General features: G+C 73.0%; 14 protein-coding genes and 1 riboswitch. Of the genes, 8 read left to right on the forward strand and 6 right to left on the reverse strand.

Annotated features, from left to right (window positions below):
• Positions 1-288: 288 nt before the first annotated feature.
• The 6 genes from AB0M97_RS23725 (at position 289) to AB0M97_RS23750 (ending at position 8,226) form a co-directional block, all read left to right on the forward strand.
• A complete protein-coding gene (locus AB0M97_RS23725; protein ID WP_365962956.1) occupies positions 289-1,731 on the forward strand; it encodes a GuaB1 family IMP dehydrogenase-related protein in 1,443 nt (480 codons plus the stop codon).
• 424 nt (positions 1,732-2,155) lie between these two features.
• Positions 2,156-3,634: an amino acid permease gene (locus AB0M97_RS23730; RefSeq protein WP_365962957.1), complete on the forward strand. Its 1,479-nt coding sequence runs from the start codon at positions 2,156-2,158 to the stop codon at positions 3,632-3,634.
• A 10-nt stretch (positions 3,635-3,644) separates the two neighbouring features.
• Entirely contained in the window at positions 3,645-4,097 is a 453-nt protein-coding gene (locus AB0M97_RS23735; protein ID WP_365962959.1) for an Lrp/AsnC family transcriptional regulator, read from the forward strand.
• Positions 4,098-4,318: 221 nt separating this feature from the next.
• Entirely contained in the window at positions 4,319-5,581 is a 1,263-nt protein-coding gene (locus AB0M97_RS23740; RefSeq protein WP_365962960.1) for an MFS transporter, read from the forward strand.
• Positions 5,582-5,684: 103 nt separating this feature from the next.
• Positions 5,685-6,473, forward strand: coding sequence for a carbon-nitrogen hydrolase family protein (locus AB0M97_RS23745; RefSeq protein WP_365962962.1), 789 nt, complete (start codon positions 5,685-5,687; stop codon positions 6,471-6,473).
• 55 nt (positions 6,474-6,528) lie between these two features.
• Entirely contained in the window at positions 6,529-8,226 is a 1,698-nt protein-coding gene (locus AB0M97_RS23750) for an NAD(P)/FAD-dependent oxidoreductase (RefSeq protein WP_365962964.1), read from the forward strand.
• Between the two features lie 16 nt (positions 8,227-8,242).
• Here AB0M97_RS23750 and AB0M97_RS23755 read toward each other — a convergent pair whose 3' ends face one another.
• Together AB0M97_RS23755 and AB0M97_RS23760 are read right to left on the reverse strand one after the other, a co-directional pair.
• Positions 8,243-8,938, reverse strand: a complete 696-nt coding sequence (locus AB0M97_RS23755; RefSeq protein WP_365962965.1) for a DUF5995 family protein — start codon at positions 8,936-8,938, stop codon at positions 8,243-8,245.
• 102 nt (positions 8,939-9,040) lie between these two features.
• Entirely contained in the window at positions 9,041-10,432 is a 1,392-nt protein-coding gene (locus AB0M97_RS23760) for a solute carrier family 23 protein (RefSeq protein WP_365962966.1), read from the reverse strand.
• Positions 10,433-10,583: 151 nt separating this feature from the next.
• Between AB0M97_RS23760 and AB0M97_RS23765 the strand changes: the two genes are divergently transcribed.
• Positions 10,584-11,042, forward strand: coding sequence for a thioesterase family protein (locus tag AB0M97_RS23765; RefSeq protein ID WP_365962967.1), 459 nt, complete (start codon positions 10,584-10,586; stop codon positions 11,040-11,042).
• On the opposite strand, the gene AB0M97_RS23770 is transcribed toward AB0M97_RS23765, so the two are convergent.
• A complete protein-coding gene (locus AB0M97_RS23770; protein ID WP_365962969.1) occupies positions 11,002-12,213 on the reverse strand; it encodes an MFS transporter in 1,212 nt (403 codons plus the stop codon). The genes AB0M97_RS23765 and AB0M97_RS23770 overlap by 41 nt on opposite strands.
• Positions 12,214-12,339: 126 nt before the next feature.
• Here AB0M97_RS23770 and AB0M97_RS23775 point away from each other — a divergent pair, with 126 nt between their 5' ends.
• On the forward strand, positions 12,340-13,536 hold the full coding sequence (locus AB0M97_RS23775) for an ROK family transcriptional regulator (RefSeq protein WP_365962970.1): 1,197 nt from the start codon (positions 12,340-12,342) through the stop codon (positions 13,534-13,536).
• A 306-nt stretch (positions 13,537-13,842) separates the two neighbouring features.
• Here the strand turns inward: AB0M97_RS23775 and AB0M97_RS23780 are convergent, their stop codons facing one another.
• The 3 genes from AB0M97_RS23780 to AB0M97_RS23790 all read right to left on the reverse strand — a co-directional run bounded on the left by AB0M97_RS23780 (position 13,843) and on the right by AB0M97_RS23790 (position 17,183).
• The gene (locus tag AB0M97_RS23780) at positions 13,843-14,598 is read right to left on the reverse strand and encodes an NAD(P)H-binding protein (protein ID WP_365962971.1); all 756 of its coding nucleotides are present in this window, start codon (positions 14,596-14,598) and stop codon (positions 13,843-13,845) included.
• A 5-nt stretch (positions 14,599-14,603) separates the two neighbouring features.
• The gene (locus AB0M97_RS23785) at positions 14,604-14,744 is read right to left on the reverse strand and encodes a hypothetical protein (protein ID WP_365962972.1); all 141 of its coding nucleotides are present in this window, start codon (positions 14,742-14,744) and stop codon (positions 14,604-14,606) included.
• A gap of 117 nt (positions 14,745-14,861) precedes the next feature.
• The gene (locus AB0M97_RS23790) at positions 14,862-17,183 is read right to left on the reverse strand and encodes a chitinase C-terminal domain-containing protein (RefSeq protein WP_365962973.1); all 2,322 of its coding nucleotides are present in this window, start codon (positions 17,181-17,183) and stop codon (positions 14,862-14,864) included.
• 212 nt (positions 17,184-17,395) lie between these two features.
• Positions 17,396-17,526: riboswitch (FMN riboswitch) on the forward strand.
• Positions 17,527-17,564: the final 38 nt, after the last annotated feature.

The following is a 17,564-nucleotide window of genomic DNA, read 5'->3' on the forward strand; positions in this document are numbered from 1 at the left end:
GTGACCTCGACGGAGCCGTAGCACAGGCGCCCGTCGCCCCAGGGGACCTCGATGTCGGCGCCGCCGCGGTCGCCCCACGGACGCTCACGGATCCGCCCGCCTGCTCGCCGAGGCGGCCGGCCGCACGGTGCCGCCGGCTCTTGGAGTTTCCTCCTAGAGCACCCCTGACCTGCCTGGACGATGAGCCAGGCCCACGCGTTCCGGTCGTCATGGGACAATGAAGTACGTGCTCTTCCCCCTGGCTGACCTGTCCGGGGGCCACCTCTGATCGACTGGGATGTGCAGCACGTGCGTTTCCTCAATGACATCCGGCCCGCCTACGACCTGACGTACGACGACGTCTTCATGGTGCCGAGCCGCTCCGCGGTCGGGTCGCGGCAGGGCGTGGACCTCTCCTCCCCGGACGGGACGGGGACCACGATCCCGCTGGTCGTCGCCAACATGACCGCCATCGCGGGCCGCCGCATGGCCGAGACGGTCGCCCGGCGCGGCGGACTGGTCGTCATCCCGCAGGACATCCCCATCGAGGTCGTCACCGACGTCGTGTCCTGGGTCAAGAGCCGCCACCTGGTGCTGGACACCCCGATCGTGCTGGCCCCCCACCAGACCGTCGCCGACGCGCTCTCCCTGCTGCCCAAGCGCGCGCACAACGCCGGTGTCGTCGTGGACGAGGAGCAGCGGCCCATCGGCGTCGTCACCGACACCGACCTGTCCGGCGTGGACCGCTTCACCCAGCTCGAAGTGGTCATGTCCAAGGACCTGCTGCTGATCGACGCGGACATGGACCCGCGCGAGGCCTTCAACACCCTCGACGCGGCCAACCGCCGCTACGCGCCCGCGGTCGACGCGGGCGGCCGTCTCGCCGGCATCCTCACCCGCAAGGGCGCACTGCGCGCCACGCTCTACACCCCGGCCGTCGACGCGCGGGGCCGGCTGCGCATCGCCGCCGCCGTCGGCATCAACGGCGACGTGGCGGGCAAGGCCGAGCAGCTGCTGGCCGCGGGCGTCGACACGCTCGTCATCGACACCGCGCACGGCCACCAGGAGTCGATGATCAGCGCCGTCAAGCTGGTGCGCGACCTCGACCCGCGGGTGCCGGTCGTCGCGGGCAACATCGTGTCCGCCGAGGGCGTGCGCGACCTCATCGAGGCGGGCGCCGACATCATCAAGGTCGGCGTCGGACCGGGCGCCATGTGCACCACGCGCATGATGACCGGCGTGGGCCGCCCGCAGTTCTCCGCCGTGCTGGAGTGCGCCGCGGAGGCGAAGAAGTACGGCAAGCACGTGTGGGCCGACGGCGGCGTCCGCCACCCGCGCGACGTGGCGATGGCGCTCGCGGCCGGCGCGTCCAACGTGATGATCGGATCCTGGTTCGCCGGCACCTACGAGTCGCCCGGTGACCTCCAGCAGGACGCCAACGGCCGCCTCTACAAGGAGTCGTTCGGCATGGCGTCCGCGCGCGCGGTGCGCAACCGCACCAGCGAGGAGTCGGCCTACGACCGGGCCCGCAAGTCGCTGTTCGAGGAGGGCATCTCCACCTCCCGCATGTTCCTCGACCCGGACCGCCCCGGCGTCGAGGACCTGATCGACTCGATCATCGCGGGCGTCCGCTCCTCCTGCACCTACGCCGGTGCCGCGAGCCTGGAGGAGTTCGCCGAGAAGGCCATCGTCGGCATCCAGAGCGCCGCCGGATACGCCGAGGGCAAGCCGCTGCACGCCAGCTGGAACTGACCCCGCACGTCACCGGGCCCCCGGCCGTCCCGCCACGGGACGGCCGGGGGCCCTCGGCATGCGCGGGGCCGTGCTCCGGGGCTCCCGGAAGTGGCCCGCGGCAGGCCCGGTGAGCTGCGACGGGACGCCGGCGCACCCGCCCGCGCGAGGCGGCCGGGCGAGACCCGAATCGCCGCCGTTCACCCTCCCGACGGCCCCTTGTGCAACGGTCGTAAGCCCTCGCGCAACGAACGCCCGCCACCGCCCGAGGAACGCAACGATCTTGCGGAGACGCGCAAGGTTGCTGCATTACAGAGGCAACGCCCCCCTCGTAGGGTTCTGCGCTGTACGTGGCGTGGCGAGGACCCGCTCGGTGGGTCCCCGCATCCGCGGGGTCGCCGCCGGTCCCCGCCACCTCGACCGGCAGCGATCAAGGAGTCAGCGCGTGCTCGACCAAGGCGCACCACCGCACCACAGCCCCCAGGCCGCCCCACCGCCTCCGGGCGTCGCCGGGCGCCTCATGCGCCGCAAGCCCGTGGAACGCCTGGTCGCGGAGGGCGGCCAGGGCGAGGGAGGAAGCCTGCGCCGCTCCCTCGGCCTGTGGCAGCTGACCATGATCAGCATCGGTGCCACCCTCGGCACCGGCATCTTCGTCGTCCTCGGCGAGGCGGTTCCCAAGGCCGGGCCCGCCGTGACGCTGTCCTTCGTCATCGCCGGTCTCACGGCCCTGTTCTCGGCACTGTCCTACGCCGAACTCGCGGGCACCATCCCCGTCTCCGGATCCTCCTACTCGTATGCGTACGCAACGATGGGCGAGCTGATCGCCTGGGTGTGCGGCTGGTGCCTGATCCTGGAGTACGGCGTCTCGGTCGCGGCCGTCGCCGTCGGCTGGGGCGAGTACCTCAACGAACTGCTCGACGGCACGATCGGCGTCACCATCCCCGCCGCGCTGTCCGCGCCGCCCGGCGACGGCGGCCTGTTCAACCTGCCCGCGCTGATCGTCGTCGTGCTCGCCATGGCGTTCCTGCTCGGCGGCGCCCGCGAGTCCGCCCGCGCCAACACCGTCATGGTCGTCGTGAAGATCGGCGCGCTGGTGCTGTTCTGCGCCATCGGCGTCCAGGGCTTCCGCTCCGGCAACTACGAGAACTTCATGCCGCTCGGCATGGCCGGCGTCAGCGCGGCCGGGGCCACCCTGTTCTTCTCGTACATCGGCTTCGACGCCGCCTCCACCGCCGGTGAGGAGGCCAAGAACGCGCAGCGCGACCTGCCCCGCGCGATCATGCTGTCCCTCGTCATCGTCACCGCCCTGTACGTGCTGGTCGCGGCGGTCGCCGTCGGCGCCAAGCCCTGGCAGCGCTTCGAGGGCAGCGAGGCGGGACTCGCCCAGATCATGCGCGAGGTCACCGGCCAGAGCTTCTGGGGCACCCTGCTCGCGTTCTGCGCCGTCGTCGCCATCGCCAGCGTCGTCCTGACCGTCCTGTACGGCCAGACCCGCATCCTGTTCGCCATGTCCCGCGACGGCCTGGTGCCCAAGGTGTTCGCCAAGGTCCACCCGCGCACCGGCGCGCCCCGCGCCAACACCCTCATCGTGTCGCTGTTCTGCGGTGTCCTGGCCGCCGCCGTGCCGCTCGGCCGGCTCGCCGACGCCACCAGCATCGGCACCCTCTTCGCCTTCGCGCTGGTCAACATCGCCGTCGTGGTGCTGCGCCGGAAGCGTCCCGAGATGCCCCGCACCTTCCGCGTACCGCTGTCGCCGGTCCTGCCGGCGCTGGGCCTCGCCTTCTGCGTCTGGATGATGGGCAGCCTGGACAGCGTCACCTGGGTGGTCTTCGGTGTCTGGATGGCCGTCGGGCTCGTGGTGTACTTCGTGTACGGCTATCGCCGCTCGCGGCTGGCCGCACCGCTCGCGCCATCGGAGAAGTGAACCACCCACCGTGCTGAACGATCTCGACGAACGCATCGTGCACGCCCTCGCCGAGGACGCCCGCCGCTCCTACGCGGACATCGGGCAACAGGTCGGCCTGTCCGCGCCCGCCGTGAAGCGGCGCGTGGACAGGCTGCGGGCCACCGGGGCGATCACCGGCTTCACCGTGCGGGTCGACCCGGCGGCCCTCGGCTGGGAGACCGAGGGGTTCGTCGAGATCTACTGCCGCAGCAACACCTCGCCGGAGACCATCCAGCGGGGCCTGGAGCGCTACCAGGAGGTCGTGGCCGCCTCCACCGTGACCGGCGACGCCGACGCGGTCGCCCAGGTCTTCGCCTCCGACATGCGGCACTTCGAGCGGGTCCTGGAGCGCATCGCGGGGGAGCCGTTCGTGGAGCGCACCAAGTCGGTGCTCGTGCTGTCGCCGTTGCTGCGGCGCTTCTCGTCGGGGTCGCCGACGTAGGGGTGCCGGCCGGCGGAAGGGCCCGCCTGCGTCACGGCGCCCGGCGGCGAAAGGGCCCGCCCACGCAGCGCTCCCCGCCCCGCAAAAGGGCTGGCCGATCCCCGCCCGCCCGTCTAGCCTCGTGTCATGACCTGGCGACATTGATCCACCGGCCGTGCCTCCCGAGGGCCGCCCCGGACGCCCGACCACCGGCGTCCGACAAGTCCCTGCGGGAAGGCCCCATGACACTCTCACCTGCGCGTGTGCCCGGCACCGGAGCCCGGCGGCTCACGGCCACGCTGTACGGCTACTCGTTCCTGGACGACCTCGTCCTGCTCTACCCGGTGTACGCGCTGCTGTTCAGCGACACCGGGCTGCCCCTGTGGCAGATCTCGACCCTCTTCGCCCTGTGGTCGGTCACCGGCCTGCTGCTGGAGGTCCCCTCCGGCGCCTGGGCCGACGCCTGCTCCCGCCGGCTGCTGCTGTGCCTCGGCCCGCTGCTGACCGCCGCGGGCTTCGCCCTGTGGGTGCTGGTCCCGTCGTACGGGGCGTTCGCGCTCGGCTTCGTGCTGTGGGGCGCGGGCGGCGCGCTCGGCTCGGGCGCGCTGGAGGCACTGGTCCACGAGGAGCTGGACCGGCTCGGCGAGGCCGGCCGGTACGCCCGCGTCATGGGCCGGGCCCGGGCCGCCGGCCAGATCGGCGTGATGGCCTCGATGGCGCTGGGCGGCCCGCTGTTCGCGCTGGGCGGCTACCCGCTGGTCGGCGCGGCGAGCGTACTGGCCTGCCTGCTCGCCGCGGCCACCGCGACCCGCTTCCCCGAGCACCGCACCCCGGCCGACGACGACGGCGGTGACGACGGCTGGGTGGCGACCCTGCGCGCCGGTCTCGCCGAGGCGCGCGGCGACCGGCGGGTGCGGGGCGCGCTCCTGCTGGTCCCGGCCGTCGCCGCCGTCTGGGGCGCGCTCGACGAGTACACGCCGCTGCTCGTGCGGGACACGGGCGTCGCCGACGAGACCGTGCCCTGTCTGCTCCTGCTGATCTGGACCGGCGCCACGGCCGGCGGCCTGCTGGCCGGACCCGCCGAACGCCTCGGCAGGGCCGGTCTCGCCGGGCTGCTCGCGTGCGCCGCGCTCGCCCTCGCCGCCGGAGCCGCCCTGGGCACGCCGGCCGCCCTGGTCCTGGTGGGCGTCGCCTTCGGCGGCTTCCAGCTGGCGACCGTGCTGGCCGACGCCCGGCTCCAGGAGCGGGTCGGCGACGCCCGCCGCGCCACCCTGACCTCGGTCGCCGGGCTCGGCACCGAGGTGGCCACGATCGCCGTGTACCTGCCGTACGCGGCCGTCGCGGCCGGGACCTCGCACGGCACCGCCTTCGTGTGGGGCGCGGTGCCCTACCTGCTCACCGCGGCGGTCCTGGCGGCCACCGCGAGAGGCCTGCGCACCCGGCGCGGCAAGGCCCGCGCGGAGACGCGCAACGAATCGCCGTCCACCCCGGCACGGACGCAATGATCGGCGCGTCGGCGCGCAACGGCTCCGCCTTGTCCGCCCGCGCGCGCCGACCGTACCGTCTATCTGGCCCCTGAATCCCCCGCGTACCCGGTGAGGAACACGCATGCGCACCGCCCTGCTCCAGAGTTCCGGACGACCCGGCTCGACCGTCGGGAACCTGAAGGTCCTCGACGAGGCCGCCGAGCGTGCCGCCGCCGCGCGGGCCGGACTGCTGGTGGCGCCGGAGCTGTTCCTCACCGGGTACGCGATCGGCGACGGCATCGCCCGTCTCGCCGAGCCCGCCGACGGCGACTGCGCCGACGCCGTCGCCGAGATCGCCGCCCGGCACGGTGTCGCGGTCGCCTACGGCTACCCGGAGCGCGACGGCGGGACCGTCTACAACGCGGCGCAGCTGATCTCCGCCGACGGCACGCGCCTGGCCAACTACCGCAAGACCCACCTCTACGGCTGCTTCGAGCGCGACCACTTCACGCCCGGCGACCGGCCGGTCGTCCAGGCCCGGCTGAACGGCCTCACCGTCGGCCTGATGATCTGCTACGACGTGGAGTTCCCGGAGAACGTCCGCGCCCACGCCCTGGCCGGCACCGACCTGCTGCTGGTGCCGACGGCGCAGCTGCACCCGTACCAGTTCGTCGCCGAGTCCGTCGTGCCGGTGCGCGCCTTCGAGAACCAGATGTACGTCGCGTACGTCAACCGGGTCGGCCGGGAGGGCGAGTTCGAGTTCGTCGGGCTGTCCACGCTGGCCGGTCCCGACGGGGTCGCCCGCGCGCGGGCCGGGCGCGCCGAGGAACTCGTCCTCGCCGACGTCGATCCCGTCCTCCTCGCCGCCTCCCGCGAGGCGAACCCGTACCTGAAGGACCGCCGCCCCGGCCTGTACGGGTCTCTCACCTGAACCGCAGCACCCGAAGCCCTCCCCCGTAGCTTTCCCCGCAAGGAGTCCGTACCCCATGACGTCCACGGTGCCCAACGCCGTCGAGCACGCCGACGAGCAGCAGCCGCCGATCACCATGTTCGGCCCGGACTTCCCGTACGCGTACGACGACTTCCTCGCCCACCCGGCGGGCCTCGGCCAGATACCCGCGACCGAGCTCGGCACCGAGGTCGCGGTGATCGGCGGCGGCCTGTCCGGCATCGTCGCCGCGTACGAGCTGATGAAGATGGGCCTCAAGCCCGTCGTGTACGAGGCCGACCAGATCGGCGGACGGCTGCGGACGGTGGGCTTCGACGGCTGCGACCCGTCGCTGACCGCCGAGATGGGCGCGATGCGCTTCCCGCCGTCCTCCACCGCCCTCCAGCACTACATCGACCTCGTCGGCCTGGAGACCCGCCCGTTCCCGAACCCGCTCGCCGAGACGACGCCCTCGACGGTCGTGGACCTGAAGGGCGAGTCGCACTACGCGAAGACCATCGAGGACCTGCCGCAGGTCTACCGGGACGTCGCCGCCGCCTGGAACAGGTGCCTCGAAGAGGGCGCCGACTTCTCCGACATGAACCGCGCCATGCGCGAGCGGGACGTGCCGCGCATCCGCGAGATCTGGGCCAGGCTCGTCGAGAAGCTCGACAACCAGACCTTCTACGGCTTCCTGTGCGAGTCGGAGGCCTTCACGTCCTTCCGGCACCGCGAGATCTTCGGCCAGGTCGGCTTCGGCACCGGCGGCTGGGACACCGACTTCCCGAACTCCATCCTGGAGATCCTGCGCGTCGTCTACACCGAGGCCGACGACCACCACCGCGGCATCGTCGGCGGCTCCCAGCAGCTGCCGCTGCGGCTGTGGGAGCGCGAGCCGGAGAAGATCGTGCACTGGCCCTACGGCACCTCGCTGAAGTCCCTGCACGTGGACGGCGAGCCCCGCCCGGCCGTGACCCGGCTGCACCGCACCGCCGGCAACCGCATCACGGTGACCGACGCGAACGGCGACATCCGCACCTACCGGGCGGCGATCTTCACCGCGCAGTCCTGGATGCTGCTGTCGAAGATCCAGTGCGACGACTCGCTCTTCCCGATCGACCACTGGACCGCCATCGAGCGCACCCACTACATGGAGTCGAGCAAGCTGTTCGTGCCCGTCGACCGGCCGTTCTGGCTGGACAAGGACGAGGAGACCGGCCGGGACGTCATGTCGATGACGCTCACCGACCGCATGACCCGCGGCACCTACCTGCTCGACAACGGGCCGGACCGGCCCGCCGTGATCTGCCTGTCCTACACCTGGTGCGACGACAGCCTGAAGTGGCTGCCGCTGTCCGCGAACGAGCGGATGGAGGTCATGCTGAAGTCGCTCGGCGAGATCTACCCGAAGGTCGACATCAGGAAGCACATCATCGGCAGCCCGGTGACCGTGTCCTGGGAGAACGAGCCCTACTTCATGGGCGCGTTCAAGGCCAACCTGCCCGGCCACTACCGCTACCAGCGGCGCCTGTTCACGCACTTCATGCAGGACCGGCTGCCCGAGGACAAGCGGGGCGTCTTCCTGGCCGGCGACGACATCTCCTGGACGGCCGGCTGGGCCGAGGGCGCCGTGCAGACCGCTCTGAACGCGGTGTGGGGCGTCATGCACCACCTCGGCGGCGCCACCGACCCGTCCAACCCGGGCCCGGGCGACGTGTACGACGAGATCGCGCCCGTGGAACTCCCCGAGGACTGACGCCGAGGCGGCGGGTTCAGTCCGGCAGCGGCGTGAGCATCATGCGGCCGGCGAGGCCCGCCGCCGCGTCCAGCCGCTCGGTGAACTCCTCGGCGACATCGGGCACTTCCCGCAGCGCCCACAGGGCCCGGGCCGCCGACCAGGTGGCGTCCCGGGCCCGCTCCAGGCTCCAGGAGCCGAGCAGGTGCGTGAGCGGATCGGCGATCCGGAGCACGTCGGGACCCGGCATCAGATCCTCGCGGATGCGTTCCTCCAGCGCCACGAGGAGGTCGCCCACCCGGTCGAACTCGTCCTCCAGGTCGGCCGGTTCGCAGCCGAGCGCCCGGCAGGCGTCCACCACGGCGAGCGCGAGGTCGTGACCGATGTGCGCGTGGAGGCCCGCGAGCGCGAACTGCGGGGCCCGTACGCCGGGATGGCGGCGGAACTGCAGCAGGGGCCGCCAGCAGGCCGGCGGGCGGCGGCCTCGCGCAGCCGCGTCGACCGCGTCCAGATAGCGCTCGGCGCACCGCACGTCCAGCGGCGCCGCGGCCCGCGCGTCCGGGAACAGCCCGGCGCCGATGTGCCGGCCGGCGGCCTCCCTGACGGCGAGGTAGACACGGTTGAAGACGGCGATGCCGTCGCGGGCGGGCAGGGCCGCGTCGAGGGCGCGCATCCGGGAGCCGACCGTGCCGGCGGTGTCCACGACGGCGGTGGGTTGTTCGCTGGGCGCCATGGGGGCAGAGTCGCAGCTTCCGGGCGGGCGCGGTGGCGGCGGGCGCGCCGCTTCCCCGGAACGGGGGAACGCGCCCGCCACGGCGGAGGGTCCGCGGCAGCTCTACGTACGGGCCCGCCGGGCGTCCTCGTCGTAGGACGACGTGCCCTCGTCCAGCAGGGGCTCCTGCGTCTTGAGGTGGGCCGGGGCGAAGGCGCGCAGGGCGTGGTGGCCGGTGATGACGACGATCGTGCCGAGCGCGATGCCGCTCAGCGAGAAGGTGTCGGTGAACTCCATCGTGACGTTGCCGACGCCGATGATGATGCCCGCCGCGGCCGGCACCAGGTTGAGCGGGTTGCGCAGGTCGACCCCGGCGTTGATCCAGATCTGCGCGCCGAGCAGGCCGATCATGCCGTACAGGATGACCGTGATGCCGCCGAGCACCCCGCCGGGGATCGCGGCGACGACCGCGCCGAACTTCGGGCACAGGCCGAACAGCAGCGCGAAACCGGCGGCGGTCCAGTAGGCGGCCGTCGAGTAGACGCGGGTCGCGGCCATCACGCCGATGTTCTCGGAGTACGTGGTGTTCGGCGGGCCGCCCAGCGCGGTGGACAGCATGGAGCCGACGCCGTCGGCGGAGATCGCCGTGCCGAGCCTGTCGTCCAGTTTGTCGCCGGTCATCTCGCCGACCGCCTTGACGTGCCCGGCGTTCTCGGCGACGAGGGCGATGACGACGGGCAGCGCGACGAGGACCGCCGACCACTGGAAGGACGGGCCGTGCAGGTCGGGCAGCCCGATCCAGTCGGCCCGGCCCACCGCGGACAGGTCGAGCCGCCAGTGGTCGGTGACCCTGCCGCCGGCGTCCGCCGAGTGGATCCTGCCGAAGACCCGGTCGAAGACCCAGGAGACGCCGTACCCGAAGACCAGGCCCAGGAAGATCGCGATCCGGGACCAGAAGCCGCGCAGGCCCACCACGGCCAGGCCGGTGAACAGCATGACCAGCAGGGCCGTCCACTGGTCCTGCGGCCAGTACGTCGAGGCCGTCACCGGCGCCAGGTTGAAGCCGATCAGCATCACCACCGCGCCCGTGACCACCGGCGGCATCACGGCGTGGACGACCCGCGCCCCGAACCGCTGCACGGCGAGCCCCACCAGGAACAGCGCCACGCCGACCACGAAGACCGCGCCGGTCACCGTGGCGCTCGTGCCGCCCTGGGCGCGGATCACCGCGGCCACGCCGACGAAGGACAGCGAGCAGCCGAGGTAGCTCGGCACCCTGCCGCGCGTCGCCAGCAGGAACACGACGGTCGCCACGCCCGACATCATGATGGCGAGGTTCGGGTCCAGGCCCATCAGGACCGGCGCCACGAAGCTCGCGCCGAACATGGCCACCACGTGCTGGGCGCCGAGCCCCACCGTGCGCGGCCAGGAGAGCCGCTCGTCGGGGCGGACCACCGCCCCGGGCGCCGGAGAGCGTCCGTCGCCGTGCAGTTTCCAGCGGACGCCGAGATCCATGTCGGGTGTCGCTTTCGTCGTACGTGCAGGTCCGGTCCATTGTGCGGGGCGCCGAACGGTGATTCGCACACGTGAGCGTCCGCTTAGGATGGGCGGCGCACCGCATACCGGTGTCCTCAGCACCCGCCCCACACGTCCCAGGAGCACCGCCGTGACCGCCGAAGCCCCGACCGCCCCCGCCCTGTCGTACGGACGGCTGATTCCCGTCACCGTCCACTTCGACGACCTGGACGCGCTCGGACTCCTGCACAACGCCCGCTACCCGCTGCTGGCCGAGCGGGCCTGGGCCGAGCTGTGGCAGGAGCACGGCTTCCGCTTCGAGGGCGACTGGACCGCGGCCGGCGACGCCTGCAACGCCGTCAGGGAACTCCGCGTCAGCTACGAGGCCTCGGTCACCAGGCCCGGCACCTACGCCGTCCACCTCTGGCTGGAGCGGCTCGGCACCACCGGCCTGACCTACGGCTTCCGGTTCTGCTCGGCCGACGGGGCCGTGACCTACGCGCACGGCAGCCGGGTGCTGGTCCGGCTGGACGCCGGGACGCTGCGCCCGGCGCCCTGGAGCGAGGAGTTCAGAGCTGCCGGTCGCGCACTGCTGCGTCCGGCAGGCTGATCTTCGGGCGGTCGCGGTCGGCGGTGCGCAGCACACCCGCGAACGCGACGAGCCCGCACGCCAGCACCGTCACCAGCCCGAACGACACCACCAGGCTGGTGGCCTCGGCCAGGCCGCCGATCGCGCCCGGCGCGACCAGGCCCGAGGTGTACGTGATGGTGGCGACGCCCGCGATGGCCTGACTGGGGCTGGGGCCGCTGCGGCCCGCCGCCGCGAAGCACAGCGGCACGACCACCGCGATGCCGAGCCCCATCAGCGCGAAGCCGGCCATCGCCGCCGCCGGATGCCCCGACAGGACGATGAGCAGCCCGCCGAGCACGGCGAGGACACCGCCCGACCGGACCGTGCGCACCGCGCCGAACCGGTCCACGATCCTGTCGCCGGCGATCCGGGCCACCGCCATGGTGAGCGTGAAGCCGGTGGTGCACGCCGCCGCGAGGCCGGGGGAGGCCTCCAGCCGGTCACGCAGGTAGACCGCCGACCAGTCCAGGCTCGCGCCCTCCGCGAACACCGCGCAGAACCCGACCGCGCCGATCAGCACGGCCGACTTCGGCGGCAGCGCGAAGCGCGGCGGGGCGGCCTCGTCCTCGGCCGGCTGGAGGTCGAGCACCCACGCGCACGCGCTCACGCCGAGCACCGTCAGCACGCCGGACGCCAGCAGGTGGTGCAGCCGGGCGTCGGAGCCCAGGTGCGCGGCGAGCGTGCCCGCCGCCGAGCCGGCCAGGGCGCCCGCGCTCCACATGCCGTGCAGCCCGGACATGATCGACCGGTCGAGCCGGTTCTCGACCTCGACCCCCAGGGCGTTCATCGCCACGTCCGCCATGCCCGCCGTGGCGCCGAACGTGAACAGGGCCAGGCACAGGGTGAGCAGGTTCGGCGCGAGGGACGGCAGCACCAGCGACAGCGTCCACAGGGCCATCAGTCCGCGCAGTGCGTTGCGGGCGCCGAAGCGGTGACTGACGGCGCCCGCCAGCGGCATCGCCACGGACGCGCCGAGCGCCGGGAAGGCGAGCGCCAGGCCGAGCTGGCCCGCGCTGACCCCGGCATGGTCCTGGATCCACGGCACGCGTGTGGCGAAGGACCCGGCGACGGCGCCGTGCGCGGCGAACACGGCGGCCACGGCATACCGCGCCCGCTTCACCTCGCGCTGCCCGTAGACCACGTCGCTCATTCTCCGGCCCCTCCCTGGTGTACCGTCCCGCATCCGACGCCGTAAACTATCAGGAACCCTGCCTGATAGATAGTGGGTTTCGGCGGCCCCCGCCTGCCCCCGGCGCTCATCTGGAAGGATCCCGGCATGCCCGCATCCCCGAGCACCGCCCGGGCCATCAACGACCGGCTCGCCCTGCGCCTGCTCCAGCAGGAGGGCCCCTTGACGGCGGGGCAGCTCAAGCAGCTCACCGGCCTGTCCCGGCCGTCCGTCGCCGACCTCGTCGAACGCCTGACCGCCGCCGGCCTGATCACCGTGGTCGGCGAGGCGGGCGAGCAGCGCCGCGGCCCCAACGCGAAGCTCTACGGCATCGTCGCCGACCGCGCCCACCTCGCCGCCCTGGACGTGCGCACCGAGGGCGTCGCCGTGGCCGTCTGCGACCTGCTCGGCCGGGTCCTCGCCGAGGGGGCGCTGCCGATCGACGCCGCCACCGGGACCGGGCCCGCCGTGGAACAGGCGGTCGCCCTCGTCGAACGCGTCGCCAAGGAGGCCGGCGCCGCCCGGCTGCACACCGTCGGCATCGGCGCCCCCGGCCTGATCGACCCGGCCGACGGCGAACTCCGCGACTCCACCGGCCTACCCCAGTGGCACCGCCGCCTGGTGGCCGCCCTCCAGGAACGCCTCCCCGAGGCCCGCGTGAGCGTGGAGAACGAGACCAACCTGGCGGCGCTGGCCGAGCAGCGCGACGGCGCCGCCCGGGGCCGGAACACGTTCGTGCTGCTGTGGCTGGACATGGGCATCGGCGCCGCGCTCGTCCTGGACGGCAGGCTGCGCCGGGGCGCGTCCGGCGGCGCGGGCGAGATCGGCTTCCTACCGGTACCGGGGACGGCCGGGCTGCCGTCGGCCACCGACTGCGGCGGCGGCTTCCACTCGCTGGCCGGCGCGGCGGCGGTCGCGGCACTCGCCGCCGGGCACGGCCTCACGGCGGACCTCGCCCCGCACGAACCGCACGCCGCGGCCCTGGTCCGCGCGGCCGTCGAGCGCGCCGGCGCGGACCCGGCCGCCGCGCGCTTCCTCGACACCCTCGCCGACCGGATCGTGCTCGGCGCCGCCGCCGTCGTGTCCGTCCTGGACCCCGGCTGCGTGGTGCTCGCCGGCGAGGTGGGCCGCGCGGGCGGCGAAGCCCTCGCCGAGCGGGTCCGGGCCCGCCTGACCCGGATGTCCCCGCTGCCCACGGAGGTACGGGCGAGCACCCTGGGCGGCGGAGCGGTCCTGCGCGGCGCCCTGCTGACGGCCCGGGACCGGGCCCAGGACGACTTGTTCGCCACGGCGCCGCGGCGGTGACCCACCACGGCGCCGCGCCGGTGAACGGCGGGTTCCCGGGCGGGCTGCCGCGCGCGGCGGGTTCCGGGTGGGCTGCCGCGTCGGTGAACGGTGGCTCCGGGAGGACTGCCGCGCACGGCGGGCTTCGGGCGGGCTGCCACGCGGCTCGGCCGCGGCCTTGGGCGGCGGAGCGGTTCCGCGGGGTGCCCTGCCGACGGAGCGGGGTCGCGCGGCGCCCTGCTGACGTCCCGGGACCTGGCCCAGGACGCCCTGTTCGCTACGGCCCCGCACCCGTGAACGGCGGCTCCCGGCGGGCCGCCGTGCCGCTCAGCCGCGTCCCCGGGCGCCGAACCGTGCCGCCAGGTGTTCCTCGAACGTCCCCTTGCCCACCGCCCGCTCCGGCGTGAGGTGGCCGCCCGCGCGGAAGGCGCGGTAGGCCCGGCCCGCCAGGGGGACGTTCACCACGGCCCGGCGCCGCCCGGTCGCCGCGAGGTAGGCGCGGGCCAGCGACTCGAAGGTCCGCACCTCGGGCCCGCCCATGTCGTCCACCCGCCCGGCCGGTTCGCCCAGGGCCAGCTCGGCGAGCCGCCCGGCGACCTCCCTGACGTCCACGGGCTGGTCGCTCACCCCGGCCGGCAGCATCATGACCGGCGGCTTGGACAGCACGCCGAACAGCTGGGCGAGCAGATCGTGGAACTGGGTGGCGCGCAGCACCGTCCAGCCCAGGCCGGACTCCTCGACCAGCTTCTCGACGGCCGCCTTGGTCCGGTAGTAGCCGAACGGCACCCGGTCGACGCCGACGATCGAGATGTAGACCAGGTGGCCCACGCCCGCCCGCCGCGCCGCCGCCAGCAGGTGCCCGGCCGCCTCCTCGTCCCCGCCGCGGGGGCTGCTCGCGCAGTGGACGATCGTGTCGACGCCCGCCACGGCCGCGTCCAGCCCGCTGCCCCCTTCCCGCAGATCGACGGCGTACGGCTGGGAGTGCCGGCTGAGGACGCGCACCTCGTGCCCGTCCGCGCGCAACCGCTCGGTCACCTGCCGGCCAAGGGTTCCGGTGCCACCGGTCACCAGGATCGTGGTCATGCTGTTCAGCCCTTCGGACGCCGGGGCGCCCCCGGCCGGGAGCGCCCTGCGCCGACCGGGACCGGGCAGTCCTCGAAGACGGTGACCACCGCCACCGGCCGGCGTCGTACGCACTCCAGCTTGCCGGGGTTCGTCACGGCGCGCATGCCCGGGGGGATCAGCCCGGAGCGCCCCCGCGAACGGGGGCGCTCCGGGCGCTGTGAAGGACCCGGCGGCGGGCAAGGACCGTCGTCACCGCCGCCGGGCCGGTCCGGTACCGGGGCTCAGCAGACCCCGAGGTCCTGCCAGACGCCCCACTCGCCGGTGGTGCCGGGCTCCTCGCCCTTCGTCCACCAGCGGGCCTTCCAGGTGTGCCCCTTGTGCGAGACGACGCTGGAGCCGGTGTACTCCTTGGCGGCGCTCCAGGCCGGGTCCGCGCACGTGCCGCCGGTCGGGGTCGGCGAGGGGGTGCCCGTGCCGCCGCCCGGCTCCACCACGGTCGTGCCGCGCGCCAGGTCACCGGCCAGTGCGTACGTCTTCCCGCCGAAGGTCACCGTCCAGTTCGACGGCGTGGACACCGGCAGGTGGTACACGAAGTCCAGCTGGGCGGAGGCGCCGGGCGCCAGCGACTGCCAGGCCGGCAGCTTGAGCGAGACGCGGTGGTAGTCGCCCTTCAGGCCGCCGACGTTGCTGCCGGTGTGGTCGCTGCGGACGACCGAAGTGCCCCAGCCGGACTGGTCCTTGGCGTTGCCGGGCGCCGAGGTGCCGTAGTCGAAGCGGAACTCGGTGCCGCCGGGCAGCGTGGTCTTCGTGTTGTTGGTGATCTTCAGCTTGGGGCTGATCGGGTAGTTGGAGTCGCCGAGCGGGAACTGCCCGAAGTCCACACCGATGTCCAGCGCCTCACTGGGCAGGTCGGTCGTGGCGCGCTTGGCTCCGTACGGGGAGGCCGTCTTGAACTTCTCGTACATCGCCGTGGTCAGGGTCGAGCCGGGCTCGTACTGCCCCTTGGCCGCGTTCCAGCCGTAGTCGCCCGCCAGCTCCCACACCATCGTGCCGCCGATGCCGCGGTTCACCACGTAGTCGGCCTTGGCCTTCACGGACTGCTCGTCCTCGGTGGACAGGAACACCTTCTTCTCGGCGTTCCACAGCCAGGGCGCGACCAGCGTCGCGTCGTACTTGCGGGCGTAGGTGCCGGTCAGCCGGGTGCCGGCCGGGAAGCCGTACTTCGTGACGTAGTCGCCGACGATCCCCTTCTCCAGGTTCTTGGCGTGCCACATCGGGTTCGACCCGGCGGGCGACTCCTTGCCGTTGGTGTCGAGGTCGTGCCACAGGTTGTCGATGCCGGTGGCGCCGTCGCCGCACTTGGTCAGCCCGGCGCCGGCCGGACAGCTGGTGGCCGGTGCCCTGCCCCACAGCCCGTCCGTGCCGCCGGTGACGTTCTTGAAGCCGCGCGTGTAGTAGGGCAGTCCGATGTTGATGCGGCCGGCCGGCATCGAGCCGCGGAAGTAGTGGTAGGCCCAGTCGGTGTTGAGGTAGCCGATCCCGCCGTACTGGGACGTGGTGTACACGCCCGCCGCGGCCAGCTCGGCGTCCTTGCCGTCGTCGAACAGCGAGGCGTTCGGGCCGACGTACTCGTTCCACGCGCCGTGCAGGTCGTACGACATGATGTTGACGAAGTCCAGGTACTTCTGGACCTGGAAGGTCTCCATGCCGCGCAGCAGGTAGCCCGAGGAGGGCGCCGCCACCGACAGCAGGTAGTGCCTGCCGTCCGCCGCACCCGCGCGGTCGAGCCTCTCGCGCAGCGACTTCATCAGGGCCGCGTAGCCCTTGACCAGCCCGGCCCGGCGGGCGTTGGCGAAGGACCAGTCGAGCGGGTTGCCCGCGTCCTTCATGGTCGTCGGGTACTCGTAGTCGATGTCGACGCCGTTGAAGCCGTACTTCTGGACGAACGCGACGGCCGAGTCCGCGAAGGTGTCGATGCCGGCCTGGTTGACCGACCCGTCGGCGTTGGTGGCCATCGCGTAGAAGCCGCCCGAGTCCACGCGCTTGCCGTCGGCGCCGAAGTAGCCGCCGGTCTCCGCCCAGCCGCCGACCGAGATCAGCGTCTTCACGTTCGGGTGCTGCTTCTTGAACTTGTTCAGCAGGTTGAAGTGGCCCTTGTAGGGCAGCGCCGGGTCCATCTCGGCGCCCGCGACGCCGGGCCAGGTCATCCCGGTGGCCGGGTTGGCGGCGGTGTCCGCGCCGACGGACAGCCTGTTGCCGCCGTCGACGTGCGCGAAGGCGTAGTTGATGTGGGTGACCTTGTCCCACGGGATGTCCGGGGCCAGATAGGCGGGCGTGCCGTCCTTGCCGGTGCGCCAGCCGGTGAAGTAGCCGATCACGCGGCGCTGGTGGTCGGCGCCCATCTTCTCGCGCCCGGCCTCGTCGTAGACCGAGCAGTACGGGACGGCGACGCCGGGTGTGCGGTACAGGCCGTCGGGGCGGCAGCTCTCCTGGTCGGCGGCGTGCGAGACGCTCGCCGGGAGGCCGGCGAGCAGCAGGCCCGCGACGGCGGCCGCGGCGCCGAGCAGAGCGGGTCTCGCGCGGTGGCGTGAGGCAGACAGCACAGTCGGTTCCTCTCCACGGAAGTTGCGCAGACCTTAGAAAGGACTAGACCAGTGCGTCAATAGGTATGGACCAATCAAACCCGGGTGCCGTGGCGGGAGTTGCATCCGTGCGGCACGCACGGAGCGGAGCGGGTCACCGCCTGTGAGGCAGCCCACACGACCCGTTTGTATGGGCGTGGATCAGGCGTGGCACACTGGGCGTACACAACAAGCAGCGCACTCCGGGGTCGGTGAAAGTCCGAACCGGCGGTTACAGTCCGCGACCCGGTCACCTCCAGTGACCGGTTGACCAGGTGAAATTCCTGGACCGACGGTTAAAGTCCGGATGGGAGGCAGTGCGCGGCGGGCGAGCATCCGTGCGCGCCGCCGTACCGGTTCGTC

Origin of the sequence: Streptomyces sp. NPDC051207, from assembly GCF_040682395.1 — a bacterium.
In the GTDB taxonomy this organism is placed as follows: domain Bacteria; phylum Actinomycetota; class Actinomycetes; order Streptomycetales; family Streptomycetaceae; genus Streptomyces.

What these genes read in the sequence shown, in the direction of transcription:
- AB0M97_RS23785 (WP_365962972.1), bottom strand. Translation starts at nt 14,744, where the DNA reads ATGCGCGCCGTGACGAACCCCGGCAAGCTGGAGTGCGTACGACGCCGG.
- AB0M97_RS23760 (WP_365962966.1), bottom strand. Translation starts at nt 10,432, where the DNA reads ATGGATCTCGGCGTCCGCTGGAAACTGCACGGCGACGGACGCTCTCCG.
- AB0M97_RS23755 (WP_365962965.1), bottom strand. Translation starts at nt 8,938, where the DNA reads ATGGCGCCCAGCGAACAACCCACCGCCGTCGTGGACACCGCCGGCACG.
- AB0M97_RS23750 (WP_365962964.1), top strand. Translation starts at nt 6,529, where the DNA reads ATGACGTCCACGGTGCCCAACGCCGTCGAGCACGCCGACGAGCAGCAG.
- AB0M97_RS23745 (WP_365962962.1), top strand. Translation starts at nt 5,685, where the DNA reads ATGCGCACCGCCCTGCTCCAGAGTTCCGGACGACCCGGCTCGACCGTC.
- AB0M97_RS23770 (WP_365962969.1), bottom strand. Translation starts at nt 12,213, where the DNA reads ATGAGCGACGTGGTCTACGGGCAGCGCGAGGTGAAGCGGGCGCGGTAT.
- AB0M97_RS23740 (WP_365962960.1), top strand. Translation starts at nt 4,319, where the DNA reads ATGACACTCTCACCTGCGCGTGTGCCCGGCACCGGAGCCCGGCGGCTC.
- AB0M97_RS23775 (WP_365962970.1), top strand. Translation starts at nt 12,340, where the DNA reads ATGCCCGCATCCCCGAGCACCGCCCGGGCCATCAACGACCGGCTCGCC.
- AB0M97_RS23780 (WP_365962971.1), bottom strand. Translation starts at nt 14,598, where the DNA reads ATGACCACGATCCTGGTGACCGGTGGCACCGGAACCCTTGGCCGGCAG.